The 16,597-nt window shown below is 49.9% G+C and carries 24 protein-coding genes; all 24 read right to left on the bottom strand.

Features of this window, described 5'->3' with window-relative positions; translation table 11 throughout:
• Window positions 1-5: 5 nt before the first annotated feature.
• Complete coding sequence (locus DW915_RS00120; protein ID WP_118741355.1) at window positions 6-779, bottom strand: alpha/beta fold hydrolase; 774 nt, start codon at window positions 777-779, stop codon at window positions 6-8.
• Between the two features lie 10 nt (window positions 780-789).
• Complete coding sequence (locus DW915_RS00115) at window positions 790-1,284, bottom strand: hypothetical protein (protein WP_118741354.1); 495 nt, start codon at window positions 1,282-1,284, stop codon at window positions 790-792.
• A complete protein-coding gene (locus DW915_RS00110) occupies window positions 1,284-1,985 on the bottom strand; it encodes an L-2-amino-thiazoline-4-carboxylic acid hydrolase (RefSeq protein ID WP_055267104.1) in 702 nt (233 codons plus the stop codon). Before DW915_RS00110 ends, DW915_RS00115 begins: the two co-directional genes overlap by 1 nt.
• On the bottom strand, window positions 1,982-2,845 hold the full coding sequence (locus tag DW915_RS00105) for an MBL fold metallo-hydrolase (protein ID WP_118741353.1): 864 nt from the start codon (window positions 2,843-2,845) through the stop codon (window positions 1,982-1,984). Before DW915_RS00105 ends, DW915_RS00110 begins: the two co-directional genes overlap by 4 nt.
• Window positions 2,846-2,854: 9 nt before the next feature.
• Window positions 2,855-3,463 (bottom strand): class I SAM-dependent methyltransferase, encoded by a 609-nt coding sequence (locus tag DW915_RS00100; protein WP_117760434.1) that lies wholly within the window; start codon window positions 3,461-3,463, stop codon window positions 2,855-2,857.
• Window position 3,464: 1 nt separating this feature from the next.
• Window positions 3,465-4,079 (bottom strand): class I SAM-dependent methyltransferase, encoded by a 615-nt coding sequence (locus DW915_RS00095; protein WP_055267110.1) that lies wholly within the window; start codon window positions 4,077-4,079, stop codon window positions 3,465-3,467.
• A 361-nt stretch (window positions 4,080-4,440) separates the two neighbouring features.
• Entirely contained in the window at window positions 4,441-5,070 is a 630-nt protein-coding gene (locus DW915_RS00090) for a flavodoxin family protein (protein ID WP_118741352.1), read from the bottom strand.
• A complete protein-coding gene (locus tag DW915_RS00085) occupies window positions 5,067-5,795 on the bottom strand; it encodes a prolyl oligopeptidase family serine peptidase (RefSeq protein WP_118741351.1) in 729 nt (242 codons plus the stop codon). The genes DW915_RS00090 and DW915_RS00085 overlap by 4 nt, the downstream gene beginning before the upstream one ends.
• A gap of 53 nt (window positions 5,796-5,848) precedes the next feature.
• Window positions 5,849-6,034, bottom strand: coding sequence for a flavodoxin family protein (locus DW915_RS00080; protein ID WP_022462166.1), 186 nt, complete (start codon window positions 6,032-6,034; stop codon window positions 5,849-5,851).
• A 14-nt stretch (window positions 6,035-6,048) separates the two neighbouring features.
• Window positions 6,049-6,903, bottom strand: coding sequence for an aldo/keto reductase (locus tag DW915_RS00075; protein WP_118741532.1), 855 nt, complete (start codon window positions 6,901-6,903; stop codon window positions 6,049-6,051).
• A 223-nt stretch (window positions 6,904-7,126) separates the two neighbouring features.
• Window positions 7,127-7,840, bottom strand: a complete 714-nt coding sequence (locus tag DW915_RS00070; protein WP_243033761.1) for a RibD family protein — start codon at window positions 7,838-7,840, stop codon at window positions 7,127-7,129.
• Window position 7,841: 1 nt separating this feature from the next.
• Entirely contained in the window at window positions 7,842-8,165 is a 324-nt protein-coding gene (locus DW915_RS00065; protein ID WP_008397039.1) for a carboxymuconolactone decarboxylase family protein, read from the bottom strand.
• A 25-nt stretch (window positions 8,166-8,190) separates the two neighbouring features.
• Entirely contained in the window at window positions 8,191-8,586 is a 396-nt protein-coding gene (locus DW915_RS00060; RefSeq protein ID WP_118741349.1) for a cupin domain-containing protein, read from the bottom strand.
• Between the two features lie 13 nt (window positions 8,587-8,599).
• Window positions 8,600-9,157 carry a flavin reductase family protein gene (locus DW915_RS00055; protein WP_055267981.1) on the bottom strand — a complete coding sequence of 186 codons (558 nt, stop codon included), beginning with the start codon at window positions 9,155-9,157 and terminating at the stop codon, window positions 8,600-8,602.
• A gap of 13 nt (window positions 9,158-9,170) precedes the next feature.
• A complete protein-coding gene (locus DW915_RS00050; RefSeq protein ID WP_118741348.1) occupies window positions 9,171-10,016 on the bottom strand; it encodes an aldo/keto reductase in 846 nt (281 codons plus the stop codon).
• A gap of 76 nt (window positions 10,017-10,092) precedes the next feature.
• Window positions 10,093-10,455: a nuclear transport factor 2 family protein gene (locus DW915_RS00045; protein WP_055267979.1), complete on the bottom strand. Its 363-nt coding sequence runs from the start codon at window positions 10,453-10,455 to the stop codon at window positions 10,093-10,095.
• Window positions 10,456-10,472: 17 nt separating this feature from the next.
• Entirely contained in the window at window positions 10,473-11,471 is a 999-nt protein-coding gene (locus DW915_RS00040; protein ID WP_330422653.1) for an aldo/keto reductase, read from the bottom strand.
• A 197-nt stretch (window positions 11,472-11,668) separates the two neighbouring features.
• A complete protein-coding gene (locus DW915_RS00035; RefSeq protein WP_022462157.1) occupies window positions 11,669-11,917 on the bottom strand; it encodes a hypothetical protein in 249 nt (82 codons plus the stop codon).
• Between the two features lie 21 nt (window positions 11,918-11,938).
• The gene (locus DW915_RS00030; protein WP_199676763.1) at window positions 11,939-12,622 is read right to left on the bottom strand and encodes a flavodoxin; all 684 of its coding nucleotides are present in this window, start codon (window positions 12,620-12,622) and stop codon (window positions 11,939-11,941) included.
• Window positions 12,623-12,656: 34 nt separating this feature from the next.
• Window positions 12,657-13,823, bottom strand: coding sequence for an iron-containing alcohol dehydrogenase (locus tag DW915_RS00025; protein WP_118741345.1), 1,167 nt, complete (start codon window positions 13,821-13,823; stop codon window positions 12,657-12,659).
• Between the two features lie 38 nt (window positions 13,824-13,861).
• Window positions 13,862-14,914 carry an alpha/beta hydrolase gene (locus DW915_RS00020; protein WP_118741344.1) on the bottom strand — a complete coding sequence of 351 codons (1,053 nt, stop codon included), beginning with the start codon at window positions 14,912-14,914 and terminating at the stop codon, window positions 13,862-13,864.
• Window positions 14,915-15,012: 98 nt separating this feature from the next.
• On the bottom strand, window positions 15,013-15,912 hold the full coding sequence (locus tag DW915_RS00015) for a LysR family transcriptional regulator (protein ID WP_022462153.1): 900 nt from the start codon (window positions 15,910-15,912) through the stop codon (window positions 15,013-15,015).
• A gap of 8 nt (window positions 15,913-15,920) precedes the next feature.
• Window positions 15,921-16,103 carry a helix-turn-helix domain-containing protein gene (locus DW915_RS00010; RefSeq protein ID WP_227094455.1) on the bottom strand — a complete coding sequence of 61 codons (183 nt, stop codon included), beginning with the start codon at window positions 16,101-16,103 and terminating at the stop codon, window positions 15,921-15,923.
• A 135-nt stretch (window positions 16,104-16,238) separates the two neighbouring features.
• A partial coding sequence (locus DW915_RS00005; protein WP_147398409.1) for an RNA-guided endonuclease TnpB family protein occupies window positions 16,239-16,597 on the bottom strand: 359 nt, incomplete at its 5' end.

The raw sequence follows: 16,597 nt of genomic DNA, 5'->3' as shown, positions 1-16,597 counted from the left end.
TCCTCTCACTTTCTGATAAACGGCAGCTTCGGCATACCGTCCTGTTCAGCGATAAATGCCAGCATTTCAGCAAAGCCCTTCGGATCACGAATCTGATATTGCATGTGATCGTATCCCTCAAATACGGGGTAATTGCCGCAGGGATAGGCTTCTATCACCGCTTGACGGTATTTGAAATGATCTTCTATGCTGCCAAACTCGAAATAGAGATTCTTTTGCAGTTCTTCGGAAAGTGCTGGAAAGGGTTTATCCTCCAGGCTGTCCAGAATCTGTCGCCGCAAATTTGTGTAGGTCAGATTTTTCCCAGCGTCTATAAAATACGACTTTATGGAATCGTCGTCACACCACAGTATCTTTTTCAGCGTACCGCCCTTCGACCAATATAGGCTCTTGATGGCAAAATACAGAAACGGCGTCATGATACGGCGCGTGCCCTTTCCGATTTGGGCGAACTGCCCGCCGTCAAAGAAAGCGTGCTCCACGGGCAGCTTCGTCTGCGTCAGAAACGCCATGGCAAGGTCTGCACCGATGGAAGAAGCGACCACCATCGCCAGCCGCTCCACGCCCTGTCGATGCAGAAAGTCCTCCACCTGCCGTATTTCGTCCTGCTTGCTGACATATTTCTGCCCCTCGCAGTAAACGGTGGAGGTGGGCAAGATGCAGAAATATCGATCCTGCAAATACCTCGCAATCGGTTCGCTGCTCGCTCCTGTCACACCCATTGCATGAAAGAACAGCACGGCAGGATTCCTCCTGTCGCCATATGTTTGAAACAGCATTTCTATCACCTCATATTTTCATAAAAAGCATCATAATCGCCGCCAGTACTGCCGAAATGACCGCCATACCAATTGTGCCGAACAGCCACTTTTTGCCCTTATCCTTGGCTGTAATGTAGGGTTTCAGGTCTTCCGTTCCCGGAATTTCCCATGCGTTCGTATGTCCTACCCAATAGCCGTCAACCCAAAATCGGTCTATGAGATTCATAACGGACAGTATGACCAGCAGCTGCCAGAAGCCCTGAACGAAGCCCTTTGCGCCGTTGAGCGCATAGACGCAGACCAGCACATAGGCGATGTATCCGGGGACGCAGACAGCTTTGAAAACCAAAGCATTTCGCTTGATTTTCGCGTGTGTTGTAAGTCCCAGCGTTACGCACCGCTCCTGCACCTCCTGGCTGTAAAGATGCACCATGCCCACCGCGCCCTTGCAGATACCGATGGCGCAAACCAAAATGAGCAGAACGCCCAGCCCGATGCCTTCCAAAATCACCTGTAAAAGCATTACCGATTCCTCCTGAAGCCCGCCTCATCCCGGTATTCGGGATGTCCCTTCAAGTACGGGTCTTTATCGCCGCAGATGGTGTAGTCGCATCGGCAGCCGTCCACGCAGGTGGTCGTTCGCACCAGCTTGGCATGGAGCAGTTCCATGGACGCATAGTCCACATTGCACAGGGCGGGCATGATGTCCGTAAGACCGTGCCGGATGGCGAACTCCGCCGCCGGACACGACGTAAACTCATAATAAATAGGCTTGCCGTTTTCGTAAGGCGCAACCGACATCTCGTAATCGTGCCATTTGTCGCAGCCGCTTTTCGCACGAACAAACGCCCTGTACATCAGCTTCCTCCAGAACGGCTTGTTGCAGTCCACGAATTTCAGCTTGCGGAAGGTCGGCAGGATCAGATTTTCCTCCATCTCTTCAATTTCACGGAACGAAGTAATTGCTTTGCAGACCACATAATAGCTCATGATGGCGATGCAGTCGTAGGTGCCGCCTACGCCGTTGTGAAAATTCTTTTTACCGCCGAGGTCGGTGCGCCACTTGGAAAGAAGCTCTGCGTATCTCAGCTGCACCTGCTCCCAGACCGCCTCGCGCTCCACCTCCGGATAGTGCAGAGTGATTTTCGCCAGAATTTCCTTTTTGCAGGGTTTGGAATATAGCACATGGCAGCTACGGTCAATTTGTAATTCGCTGTCCCTCATCTTCCCACGCCTTTCAGAAAACCGCTCTTTGCATTTTCTTCGGTGTCGTCCGATTCGTCGTAGGCATCATAGGGTGCCGATGGGTCATGTACTCGTTTTTTGAATGGTGAACAGTGCTTGTCTTTGTGGGCAAACACAAAGGCAAAATTGTCCGTCCATCCCGTGTGACCGGTGATGAAATATGGATGCAGCCCACGTGCGCGCAGTTTCCGCTCCAGCTCCGCCAGTGACTGCACAGCCAGCTTATTGTCCTCCGCCAGCGAGGAAATGAAGCTGTAGCCGCCGTCCGCGCCAAACCACAGCGTGTCGCCGGTAAAAAGGTACTTATCGTCAATGAGGTAGACCATATGTCCCCATGTATGACCAGGAACCAGAAAACACTCGATCCTGACGCCGTCAATATCAAAGACCTCTCCATCGTGAAGCAGCTGCTTTTCGTTGTAGATGGTCACTTGCGGCAGCTTATAGAGATGATAAATAACCTTGCGGCGTGTTTCTCCGATCAGATACCGGTTCTCGATCTCGCCGATGTACAGATTCGCATTCCGGAACAGCCCCGGACTGTCTGCTTCCACCGCACCCACATGGTCGGTGTCCTGATGGGTGATAAGGATATGGTGTATCGACTTCGGATCAATCCCAAGCCAGCTCATTTTTTCGGCAAGGCGGTCGTAGTTATATCCCGCATCGACCATAATGGTCGTATCGCCTTTGTGGTAGAAGAAGATGTTCGCCACCCATTCGCGCACGCAGGCAACATTCTCGTCGATCCAGCCGGTGTTCAAAGGCTTGAAGATTTCCTTGCCCCGGTACATCCAGCTCATTGCTTTTCTTTGAAATTCCGTTGCCTTTTTCGACATGATCGCACCTCATTTCTGTGCTGTGACACACAGCCAGCCCTTTTTATTTTTGTGACTCTGAACCCTGCCAAAGCCTGCTTGCTCCAGATACACTTTCAGATCAGCATCCGTATAGATGGTCATACCGTTAATGATTTGCGTCCATTTGTCGTCTTTTGCTGTTTCACCGTTTGCTTCGTTACAGATGAAAAAAGTCCCGCCGGGCTTCAGCACCCGATAGACCTCTCTGAAATTCTGCGCAAGTTCCGGCCAGAAATAGACCGTTTCAAATGCGGTCACTACATCAAACTGCTCCGCTTCAAACGGCAACTCTGCTACACTTGCCTGCTGCACAGTACACTGCCCTGCTGCAATGGCACCTGCATTGACCTTTCGCGCTTTTTCTACACTGACTGCTGAATAGTCGATGCCCTGCACCTTGCCCTTGGGACACAGCTTCAGCAGCGTTTTGATGTTCGCTCCACCGCCGCAGCCGCAGTCCAGCACCATGGCATCCGGGGCAGGCTGCAAAAAATGCAATCCCCACGCTGCCATTGCGCTGTGCCCAAAGTTCATCATAGCAACCATGATCTTCCCGCTAAAGCCTACGGGCTTGCGGGTGTTTTCAAAGAAGGACATATCACACCTCCGATTTCACACATTCCGTATAGGTCAGTGGAAAAGAGGCCTTTAGAACAACACTTTTTCGCACTGTCCAATCATTCTGTTGCAGAAATTTTAGGTATTCTTCACTCGTCCACTTGCTGTGGAGAGGAAAGCCTGCCAGATTCATGAAAAAGGCTTTGACCTTGCCGGGAAATGAATTTTCTGCGTGCGTAAAGGTAGGCGCGATCAGCACACCGTCATCCTTCAGCACCCGTTTGATCTCTCGCAATGATTTTTCTGGCTGAGGCACAATGTGCAGTGCGTTTGATACGATTACCACATCGAATGATTTGCTCGCGTATGGCAGAGAAAACATATCCTGCACGGAAAAACGCAGCTTCGCAGAGTAATTCCCCCGTTTGGCCTCTGTAATCATTTCCGGAGAGGCATCCGTCGCCTCGATGTGTGCCGCTGATTTTACGATGTGCTTGGCGATCAGTCCCGTTCCGGTAGCCACCTCCAGCACTGTTTTGTCTTTCACGACCGGACGGATCAGCTCATACATTTTCTCGTATACTGCCCTGTCTTTTCGCATAAAGCAGTCATACAGACCTGCATTTCTGTCCCAGAAATTCTTGTGTTCTCGCATTGCTGTCTCTCCTTTTATAGTTAGATTTGTCTAAGCAGCACGTGCACATCGACAAGTTAGGTTCGGCTAACTCATGTATTTAGGAAAAGCCGCATTTCTGCGGCCTTTCGGCTTATACAAATAGCTTGCTGCAAGCATCTCACATCTGTATTTTCAGCCACTGAGGATAACGCCTCTCGATCTACTCCTTATGGAAACAGCCAAAATCTATTTTCACACCATTGCGGTGACTTTTGCTTTCTTATCCATATTATATCATGCTCACTTCTTTTTTGCAAGGACGGTCATGCCAAGATCCACGATGATTTTTCCAATCATTTTGCTTTGCATTGGGGTTGACCTCCTATCCTTTATTGGTTCCTTATCGAATGAAATTTGTCATTTCCCACGGTTCTTCCGGGGGCAGAGGCACCAGCTTGCTGCCTACCTCTTTGCACTTGAGAAAATAAGCCATATTATGGCCCAGTGTTCGAAGAGTCGCAAGGCCCTCACGGTCCTGCATTACTTCCTGCGGTGTTGTTCCATGCACCATGTTCCAATAACGAGACGTAATAATAGGCATCTGCATCAGACCAAAATACTTGTTCAGCTGATCCCATGTAGCCGTCGTTCCGGCTCGTCTAGCCGACATAATCGCCGCTGCAGGTTTCAAATAGAATCGTCTGCCGCCTCCGTTCAAATCAGCATAAAAAGCACGGTCCAGAAAAGAAGTGATTGCACCGGCAGCTCCTGCCCAGTGGACCGGCGTTCCGAACACAAAGCCATCATAATCCTCTGCCAATGCCAAAAAATCGTTTACCGTATCCTCAAACACGCAGCGATTGCGGTCATTGCACTTGTGACAGGCGATACAGCCGGAAATCGGCTTATTGCCAATCCAGAACGTATCGGTATCAATCCCGTTCTGATTGAGTGCCTCCGACACCGCACACAGTGCTGTATAGGTGCAGCCTTCCCGGTGAGGGCTGCCATTTACAAGCAATACCTTCATGATTCATTCTCCTCCTTGGTGTGAGACAAGACCCAGTTTAAAACATCATATTCCCCAAAAACCACATTGCCGCCGCCATGATAATTGCTGGTAACGCCCCGCTGAGCGAACCATTCGTCATTTGGTGTCTGGATCTGAAGAACATTGCTGATCTGCTCCTCGCTCCATCCAGCTTCCTCATAGGCATCATGGAGACTGTTGTAAACACTCCATGCACGCTGGGAACCATAATACTCATCATGTTCTGCCATAAAAATATAGACAGCCGTGCCATTTTCCGCAATGGGCGCATAGTCCCCATCCCACTGAGATGCTCCGTGGAGATAGGCTGCATAGAGGTCCGGGCGCATAGATACTGCCTGAGACATGGTTTCCCCGCCAGCGGAATAGCCCGCAGCATACACCCGAGACACATCCACAGAAAAGTTAGCAAGGAAATATTCCGTCAGCTCAATGGCCTGCCGAGCCGACGTATCATGCCAATCCGTCAGCTGAGCAGACACAACGATCATATCCTCCTGAAGCTGCGTCCAGCATAGGAACCCATCCCAGTCCAGGTTCGAACCGGAAGATTCTTCTCCAAACCACATCATGTCATAGCCCGGCATGACCATCATCAGCGGGTATTTCTTTTGCGTATCGTAATCCTCCGGAAGATAATAGCTGTAATGGATCGTCCCCGTTTCGCCCTCCAGAATCTGTTCTGCAATAATCCCTGTTTTCATGGACGATTTTTCCTCGCCAGAGGAGATGGCACTGGCTGCATCGGTCTCCGGTTTTATTGTTTCCGATTGCTCAGAGGATACTGTTTCTTCCAGATGCACTTCAGCTGAAGGGAAAGCCGTACATCCGGTACTGTCTGAATTTCAGCCAAATCTGCCTTTATGTACTCCGCCATCTGGTGTGCGATTTCTCTGGTATTCCCATTGGAGACAGAGTAGTAAACAACCAGTATCCTGCTCATTGGGCTTTCCCCCTTTATACGATTCGCGTTTTGCCCATATTGGTGAGCATTTCCACTGTGGAAGGATCGTAATGGTCAAAGAACAGACTCTTTCCTTCATCCAGAGTGCGGATGGCCTCCATATCTGCTTCACTCAGGGAGAAGTCAAATACATCCAGGTTCTGTTCCATCCGCTCTTTGTGAGTGGATTTTGGGATCACGACTACATCGGACTGGATCAGAAACCGCAGGGCAGTCTGTGCAGCCGTTTTTCCGTACTTTTCGCCAATTTCAACTAGTACAGGGTTGGTAAAACAGTTTTTCTTCCCTTCGGCAAAGGGGCCCCATGCCTCGTGCTGCACACCGTACTTTTTCATGTATTCGTGCGCAGTTCGCTGTTGCTGAAACACATGGGTTTCCACCTGATTGACCATGGGTGCAATTTCTGCGAACTGACACAGATCGATCAGTCGGTCCGGGTAGAAGTTGGACACGCCAATAGCCCGCAGCTTTCCCTCTTTGTATGCTTCCTCCATGGCTCGGTATTCGCCGTAATAATCTCCAAAGGGCTGATGGATCAGCATCAGGTCAAGGTAGTCGGTTTTCAGCTTGTGCAGGGATTTGTCGATGGATGCCTTTGCCTTTTCATAACTGGCATTGGACATCCAGATCTTGCTGGTGAGGAACAATTCCTCTCTGGGTACGCCACATTTCTGGATAGCATTGCCTACCGCTTCCTCGTTTCCGTAGGACTGAGCGGTATCAATCGCGCGATACCCCACTGAGATTGCATCCAGTACACAGCGCTCGCATTCTTCGTTCGAGACTTGGAAAACGCCGTATCCCAGTTTTGGCATTTTAACGTTGTTATTCAATAATACATATTCCATCATGGATAACTTCCTTTCTGTGGTTTCACAACACCTCTCCAGGCATTGCCTGGATAATCTTTTGTTTCTGATTTTATTGTAAAGGTTTCTGTAAGATTACAGAAGTCTCGATTCGTTATAAAGTATTAACCTTTAGCTTTCCACTAATACGAAAACAAGGTACCTGTTGAAACAGATACCTTGCCTTGTAAAATCATTCTATTGATTAGACGAATATGCCCGTTTATGGCCGGGTGTAGCGCACCCATAACACATTCGGTACAACTGTCTGCACCTCTTTAAGATGAAATGCAGTCGGTGGCCAGGATGGCAGAAAATCAACTTGGGTAAAGGAACTGACACCGTTGCCGCCGTCGGCTACCGGGGCAATGACTAGACTCAACTCGTCCACCAAATTTTCAGCCAAAAACGATCCATTGACGATCCCGCCGCCCGCCAGCATCAGTTTGTTGATGCCAAACAGTCGATGCAGTTTCTCCAAAAGCAGAGTGCAGTTCAGTCGTTTCTCGCCGGCAAACAGATAGGAAACCCCTTGATTCTGTAAATAAGACAGGTATTCTGGAGACACCTGCTCCGTCAGCGCCTCGATCACATGGGCGGCGGGGCGGCCTTTTTTTTCGATGGACAATCCGGAATAGGCCAGCTGACCCTGTGGGTCCACTGCAACAATGAAATTGCCCATGGCCTTGCCTGTCGGGTTTACCCAATCCGCTCGGGGCGGAGTGGACATCACAGTGGGTAGCTGCCCCACCTTTCCCTCGGCATATCCCCCCAGCATGGTAGTTGTGCCGTATAAGGTGGCCTGACATCCGTAAAAACTTCGCAGTTCCCCATAGGCTTTTATCGCCGGAACTGTTTCAGGCACACCGAAAAACGTACCGTCAATCTTTCCGTCCAGAGAAGTGAGCATATGGCACACAACAAAAGGGTGTTCCATCTTATTCCTCTCCATAGACATCTTTTGCCATCCGCAGAGCCGCCCACGCCTTGGGCCAGCCAGCATAGAAAGCAAGCTGGGTCAATGCCTCGCTCATCTCGGTGGCGGTTACACCGTTGGCCTTGGCCCGCTCAATATGATGAAGAAGGGATGTATCCAGAATTCCGCTGGCCATCAAGGCGGAGACGGTAATCAGGCTACGGTCACGGGGCGAGAGCTTATCCTCTCGCGACCAAACCTCTCCAAAGAGGACATCATCGTTTAATTCCGCAAATTTAGGGGCAAATTTGCTCATGGCATCTCTGCCTGCTGTTACTTTATCCATGATAATCCCATCCTTTCTATCGGATTTATTTTAATTTAGTATATTCTGCTTCATCTACCGGCTCCAGCCACTCGGCTTTGGAACCTGGAACGGAAATCGCTATATGGGCAAACCAACTGTCAGGAGCCGCCCCATGCCAGTGCTTTACCTCGGGCGGAATGTTAACCACATCTCCAGGGTTCAATTCCTGAGCGGATTTGCCCCACTCCTGATAATAACCCCGACCCGCCGTACAAAGAAGGATCTGACCGCCGTTATGGTGGATGTGCCAGTTGTTCCGGCAACTGGGCTCAAAGGTCACGTTGGAAACAGGCACGCCCATATCACTCAGGGGGCACAGATAACTGGCCCCGCTGAAATACTGCCCGGCCACCGTGTTGGGACTGCCCTGCGGGAACAGATTGTGAAATTCCTTATTCATATCATTCGCCCCCTTATTTCAACTTGCCGCCATCGCTGAACGCATTGCCCACACGCTCACCCAGCACATGGTACCCATTGTTGGCTGGCTCAAAAGAGATGGGCTGGAATTTGCTCATATCCAGCTTCCCATCGCTGTCCAGTACGCTTTCGTCAATGCTCACATTCACAATCTGACCGATGATGTTGCCGTCCTCGCTCACTTTCAGGAGTTTGCACTCCAGAGCTACCGGCAGCTCATCGATGAGGGGCGCATCCACCGATTCGCTCTTGGTGCAGTGGAAGCCAGACTTCTCCATCTTTTTCGGCTCATTATTTGCGGACACCATGCCAACATAGTCCGCAGAAACCGCATGGGCAGCGTCAGCAAAACTGACGGTAAACGCTCCCTTTGCCTGGATATTCCTGGTGGTCTTATGACCAGCGCTCAGACACAGTACTACCTTGTCTGCATCGTACAGGCCGCCCCATGCGGCATTCATGGCATCAGGATTGCCGTTTTCATCATAGGTGCCGATCACAAGCACCGGCAGCGGATAAAACCAGGATTTTGTTCCAAAATTCTTACGCATTGCGAATCCCTCCTTATTTCTGCTCGTCTACAGGCGGAACCATTTCCGCATACTTCTTCAGCATTTCCGGTGTACTGGTGTAATATCGCTTCTGCTTGTCCAAAGCAGTGATTTTAGCCATTTCATCATCTGTCAACGCAAAGTCAAACAGGTTGAAATTGTCTTTGATATGGGCCGGGTTCTTGGAACCAGGGATCACGATATTGCCGGCCTGAATGTGCCAGCGCAGGATGATCTGGGCATTGCTCTTGCCATACTTTTTGCCAAATTCCGTGAACAACGGTTCCTGGATCAGCGCCTTGTCTCCATGACCCAGAGGATACCATGCCTGGATGACGATGCCTTCTTTATCCAGAAATGCCTTCAGTTCCTTCTCCTGCGAGTAGGGGTGCACCTCTGTTTGGAGCACGGCAGGCTTTACCTCGCAGATGTCCAGAATCTCCTGCACCTGCTCCGGGGTAAAGTTGGAAAGGCCAATGGCGCGCACCTTGCCCTCTTTGTAGGCTTTCTCCATAAGCCGGTAACCTGCGACATAGTTGCCTGCGGGCTGGTGGATCAGCAGCAGGTCAATGTAGTCTGTTCCCAGGCGCTGGAGCGTCTTTTCTACCGCATCTTCCTGCTCATAAAAACTGGGCCACAGCTTGGTTTCCAGAAAAATCTCATCTCTCGAAATCCCAGATTTCCTCATAGCCCGGCCAACGGCTTTTTCGTTCACATAGGCATTGGCCGTGTCAATCAGGCGGTATCCGCACTGAAGAGCGGAGAGGACGGATGCCTCCGCTTCATCCGGAGTAAGCAAAAAGGTGCCAATGCCTGCCATGGGCATTTTGATTCCGTTGTTCAAAGTTGCGTATTCCATAAATAAATCCTCCTAAAAAGTGATTGCTTGTTTGTACCGATACAAACAGTGTTTACCAAAATTTGTGGCTGGCGTTTCAATACACCAATGCCGTAAAGGAAAAAGTGACCAACTTCCACCGTTTTTCATCCTGGGTGTACACTTCCGTCACCATAAAGTGGTGAGTGGTTTCCTTCCCGTCCAGCAGTAGACTGTAATCGCAGTCAGTAAGCACCACTCCGGTATCTCCAAACAACTCAGCCTTCTGACTGTGGAAGGTAATATTCGTAGGTTGAAAGGCCCCACTGGTGTAAAATTCGATTTCCTTGTCCAGTTTGCAGGTGATGCCAATATGGACAAAGTTGCAGTCAGGATGAGCACAGGCTCGCATCCCCACTTCGTCGGCGTGTTCCATAGCTTCCCAAAACTGCCGAGATATATCAAGTAGCGTTTCGTTCATGAGCATACTCCTTCCGTTTATTTTAAAGGCGTTCCACCGAATACCGCAGACATATCCATATGATCCAGGGCGTCGTCCAGAACGCGCACCTCATTGGGCGTCAGAAAAACAGATGCGGCCCCAGCATTTTCTTTCATGCGATCTTCCTTGCGAGTGCCAGGGATGGGTACAATCCACGGGTGCTTACACAACATCCAGGCCATGGAGATTTGGGCCGAGGTTGCTCCTTTTTCCGCAGCCATATCTGCGAGCAGTTTCAAAAGTGCGGCATTTTGGTCCACAGCTTTGTCAGTGAACTGGGGCATAGCAGCACGGTAGTCGGTGGCGGCATCAAAGCGCTGCCCCTTGCCATATTGCCCGGTGAGGAAACCATTGGCCATAGGGGAAAAAGCCACCAGACCCACGTCCAATTCTTCCAAAATGGGGAATAACGGTTCATAATGCCGTGCCATCATAGAGTATCGGTTCTGTACCGCCGTCACCGGGCACACGGCATGAGCCCTCCGCAGGTAGTCTTCATTTGCCTCCGAGATGCCCCAGTGAGTAATTTTGCCTTCCTGGATCAGATCAGCCATCACCTCCGCCACAGTTTCCGGCTCTACGTTGGGGTCGATTCTGTGCTGGAAATACAGGTCAATGTGATCGGTTCCGAGCCGTTTCAAAGATCCTTCCACAGATTTGCGGATGGTCTCCGGGCGGGAATCCGCCACCAGAGGCAATGGAACCTTTCCGCTCTCCTGGTCAAACCGCAGGCCAAATTTCGTGGCGATTACCGTATGATTCTTTACATCTGCCAGTGCCTTGCCCACCAGCGTTTCATTTACATGGGGGTCGGCGGCGGTACCGTACATCTCAGCGGTATCAAAAAAAGTATAGCCCAAGTCAAAGGCGCGACGGATTAGACGGACAGCCTCTGCTTCCTCCGTAGGCGCACCGTAGGCATGAGAAAAGCCCATGCACCCCAGGCCTACAGCAGATACGTTCAAATCAGTGCCAAGTGTTCTCATCTGCATCATCTTTCTCTCCTTTGTGATTCTATTGTAATCCATTGCGAAAAAAACAGAAGTCTCCATTGGTTATGGAGTGATAAGTCAAAGGTTTTAACTTCTTCGGATTCCGGTATATTTCCTTGAGATTTTCAGAAAAGAGCAGGCTCTCCCCGAAAGCGGAAGAACCTCCTGCTATACGGATAGTCATGAGGCAACCCGTGTTGTTAGTTATCATCTACATCTTCCGGCATAGTAAAATAGGCGATCAGAATATTGCTATCTGAGTTGGGACTGACCGTTTCCTGCTCCATGGTATTGGAAGAGGACTGTGTTGCATCCGAATCTGTTTCCGGGGGCTGGACTGTGGAAGATTCTGTACTTGAAACCTGGTCGGACCCCGAAGTCTCGCTGCTGCAAGCGGAAAAGCTTAAAAGAAGTATTCCTGCAAGAAAAAAGGAAAAAATACGCTTCATGGGGGTCCTCCTTTCTGATTGTTATGACAGGCTCAGGCTATCCAGCCATTCCTGCACATCGCCCTCACTAACGCTGGAACGGAAACGCATTCCTTCCTGCCAGTCTCCGGTTCCGGCCAGTTCTGCCAGCAGTTGTCCGCTTTCACCCAAACCGGAGCTTGCCGAAGTGGCAAATGGAATCACTGTTTTGCCGGTAAAGTCATTCGCTTCCACAAACGTATCCACCGGCCATGCAGCAATTCCCCACCAGATGGGATAACCGATAAACACAGTATCATAGCTGTCCCAGTTCTCCACCGTGTCGCTCACCAGTTCCACATCCCGCAAAGACTCATCCGCATATTCCCGAGAAACCCGGCTGTCCTCATTGTTGTAGTTCAAATCTTCGTCCGTATAAGGATCAGCAGGTTCCAGTTCAAACAGGTCGCCGCCGGTAATATCTGCAATGTAAGTAGCTGCCTGTTCGGTATTGCCAGTAGCAGAGAAGTAGACTACCAGTGTGTTACCAGCCTCCACTTCGGTTTCCTCCTGGGAAGTCGGTTCCTGACTGGCGGCGGTGGACGATGTGTCGCTTGCTTCACTGGATGCAGGGGGAACGGAAGATTCCGGCGTACTGGATTCATTTGTGGAAGATGTGGTGTTTCCACAGGCAGCGAGGCTCAACGCCATTGCAAAGCACAAGAAAATTGCAGTCAGTTTTTTCATAATGATCCTTCCTTTCCTGTATTAATCGGGGCTCTTATTCATAGCATTCATGGAAAATTTCCAGAATCTCTTCATGGGTCATAGGCTTATAACTGCCCTGGGAAATACCACAGGAATCAGCGATTTCTTTTAGTTGCTCCTTTTGTGCGCCCAGATCCTTGAGGGTAGTTGGCAAGCCAATCTCTTGAATGAAGCTGGAAAGGGCATCGATACCGGCCAGAGCCAACGCTTCATCGGATTTTCCATCCCGCTCAATTCCCCATACATTTTCGGCAAAACGGACAAACTTGCTTAAGCCTTCCTTATACACATGACGGTAATACACCGGATGGATCACCGCCAGACCACAGCCGTGGTTGCAGTTGGTATAAGCGCCCAGCTGGTGCTCCATGTTGTGACATTCAAAGTCGCACTTTTTTCCCATCTTGATGAGTCGGTTTTCCGCCATGGTGGAATCCCACATCAGATTGGACCGAGCCGTGTAATCCTCCGGGTTGTCCATGGCAACACGCAGATTTCGGATCACACTACACATCAGTGCCTCCATGATGTCATCGGAAACATTGTCCTCATTGGGCTGGCTGAAATAGGTCTCCATGATGTGGCTGAGGATGTCAAAGCTACCAGATGCCATCTGTTTTTTTGGTACAGAAAAGGTATAGGTGGGGTCCATCAGAGCAAATCGGGGATTGAGAGCCGGATAATCCCGCCCTGTTTTTATCTTTCTCTCTTCATTGGTGATTACCGCGCCGCCGTTGCACTCGCTGCCAGTACCAGCCACAGTAACTACTACACCCAGAGGCAGCGGATCAAAGTCGATGACGCCGGGGTGAGCCCAGAAATCCTCCCAGATGTCCCCGTCATACCGGGCAGCCAGAGAGACAGCTTTGCAGCAGTCCATGGTGCTGCCTCCGCCTACGGCCAGAATCATATCCGCTTGATTGTCCCGTGCCAGCCTCGCACCCTCCTGCACTTTGTCGTAGGTGGGGTTGGACATAATGCCGGAGAACTCCACGATGGTCTTTCCAGCGCCTTTCAAAATGCCTGTGATTTCATCGTAGACACCATTGCGCTTGATGCTGCCGCCGCCATAGGCCAGCAGGATGGTCTGCGCATTTTTTGTCAGACAGGTCAGATATTCCTTCACACAGCCCTTGCCGAAATAGACCTTCGTGCTGTTTTGAAAAATAAAGTTGTTCATATCCATACTTCCTTTCTTAAAATTTCATGAATCATCGGTTACATTTGAGCTTTCCAAAAAGCAACAGCCTCATCAAGCCATCCTTCCGCCACAGTACCGGTTCCCAATCCGAATCCGTGGGGCAGTCCTGGATAATGATGAAACTCCGTTGGAATACCAAGGGTACTCATGGCGGTTAGGCGACGTTCCATGGTTCGCCAGTTTGCAATGCCATCGCCTTCTCCCACACAGGCGAAAGTTGGTGGATCGTTTTCCGTATAATCACTGTGGCCCGTGTACTGCATAATTACTGCACTCGGCTGTGGAAGATCATCCCCTCCAAATGCCGCCGGGCCATAGGACCCAAGCCACGCTGCCATACGGGCTCCGGCTGAACCGCCCCAGAGAGAGTATCCTTCCGTATCAACTTCCAGTTCTTCTGCGTGTTCAAAGATAAAACTGATTGCCCTTGCCAAATCCTCACAGGCGGTTTGGGCTCCAGGGCGATAGATGAGAGCAAAAGCATTATATCCTCGTTTGGAAATTTCCAGCGCATGAGGGCAACTGTCCTGCATAGCGCCCACATAGGCAAAACCGCCTCCCGCATTACATACAGCGAAATTGGCTCCGGGATCGCCTTTGAAGAAAAACAATCCCGTATCCTCTTTATCCGGATCTTCCGCTTTTTCTTCTTCTGTATAAATATCGTAGAAAACAGTTTCACCAGCGTTGGCTCGCTGCCACAGGGTATTGGCAATCTCTACGGTTTCATTTGGGTCGATGTTGTTGTGCCAAGTGAGTTGCAGTTCACCCAATGTATCGCCGCTCATATACCAATCATCCACTGGAAAAAGCAATCGTCCGTATCTTCCAAAAATGGGATCATCAATCACTTCTTGAATGGGGGTAGATACAGTAAATGGCTCTGTCATTTGATCCTTAGGCGCAAAGCCGGCTGATTCCTGCTGAAAATCTGCATCATCCAAAGATGCGGTGCTCTCTGCCGAGTGAGATTCACCGGAAGAAGTTGTCTCTGTTTGTCCAGGAACCGCACATCCTGCGAAGCACAGCAACAGACAAACCGTAGCTACCAGAATTCCTTGCACCTTCATTTTGTCACCTGCCTCTCTTCCTTTTCTGATTTCATTATAAAAAAAACGAGACTTCCACAGAAGTCTCGTTTCGTTATGTAGTATTTACCTTTTGGTTATCACTTATCCCGTCCAGTTTCTTTTTGCACCGCCCTTAGAAACTGCTTGACTACAGGGGAAGGATCTGGTGAATGGAGCAGGCCATAGGGAATTGTGTAACTCCAATCCACGGGTAGGATTTTCAAAAGCGGATGGACGTACTGCCACTTGGGCACCGCCATCAGCACACAATCGTTGTTTTCGCACTGGTTAAAGGCATTCACATCGTAAAAATCAAAGTCCACAATTTGGATCTTCGGATGGTTTTTCCAAAGATCATCTCGTAGCAAATCTACATAGTGGCTCCATTCCCGACGCATCATCATGAATTTTTCGCCATACAGATCCTGAACGGTGAGCCTGTCTTTTCCCGCCAGCCGGTGATGAATGGACACCGCCGCGCAGATAGGTTCCTTTGAAATTTCCAACCCGGCACAGCGGCGCAGGTTCAACATTGTTTCATCAAAGATACCCGCTATTACATCAATGTTCTGTCCCAAATTGGCCAGAATCTCCCGGGCGTTCTCGGGTGTATTGTCGAATGGCACCAGTTGGAATTTAACTCCTGGACACTCCTCCTGCAGTTTTGGCCACAGATCCACCAAAACCTGAGCTGGTGTCATGGATGATGTACCGATACGGATGATGTCTTCGCTCTTTTTCATGACATTTTTTGCCCTGGTCACCGAATCTTTGCAATATTGGATGATGTATTTTGCGTCCTGTGCCAAAGATTTACCAGCCTCCGTCAGCTGAAGGCCACGATGGGTGCGCACAAAAAGCTGCAGATCCAGATTTTCCTCCAGCAGATTGATCTGTTTGATGACTGCCGGGGGGGAAATAAACAATTTCTCCGCAGCTTTGTTGAAGCTACCGCATTCCGCTACACACAGGAAGGTTTCCAATTGAGGGTTATACATGGGAAATATCACTCCTTCCTTTTCTGTTTTTTTCTTAAATCAGCAGGCTTTTGCGCCTCCTTTGGAATCATCCAGGACCGGCTAAATCTCTGCACGCCTTCGATCTGCCCTTCTTCACAGAGCTTCTGAATCCAGCGTTCTGATATATTCCACCGCTCAGACGCTTCTTTTACTGACTTGACACTCCCCACAGCTAAAGCAGAGGGATTCCTGTTTCTTCCACCATTGCATTGGCAAATACCTTACGGTACTGCAATGTCTTACACGGTGTCCACAGGCTATATTTATACTGTTCCCGCATGCCCTGCGGTACAGTTTTCTTATCTTTATGCCGACTGCAGCTGCAGTCCTTTTTTCAAGATATTGATGCCTGCATTCGTATCCCGGTCATGAACTGCATGACAGCCGGGGCACTCCCAGATACGAATGCGCAGATTTTTCACCAGCGGATTCCGATAGCCACAGGAACTGCAGGTCTGGCTGCTCGGATACATCGTTGGTACTTTGCGGATTTCATTTCCATACCACACAGCTTTATATTCCAGCATCTCGAAAAACTTTGCCCACGAAACACTGGCTATCGACTTTGCCAGTTTATGGTTCCTGATCATTCCCTTTACATGCAAGTCTTCGATGCAGATGGTTTGGTTTTCACACACCAGCATCGTTGACTGTTTCTGCAGGA

Origin of the sequence: Blautia sp. AM42-2 (assembly GCF_003480245.1) — a bacterium.
GTDB classification, from domain to species: domain Bacteria; phylum Bacillota; class Clostridia; order Lachnospirales; family Lachnospiraceae; genus Fusicatenibacter; species Fusicatenibacter saccharivorans.
The sequence above is the reverse complement of the archived record's forward strand: the minus strand, read 5'-3'. Positions and strand labels throughout refer to the sequence as shown.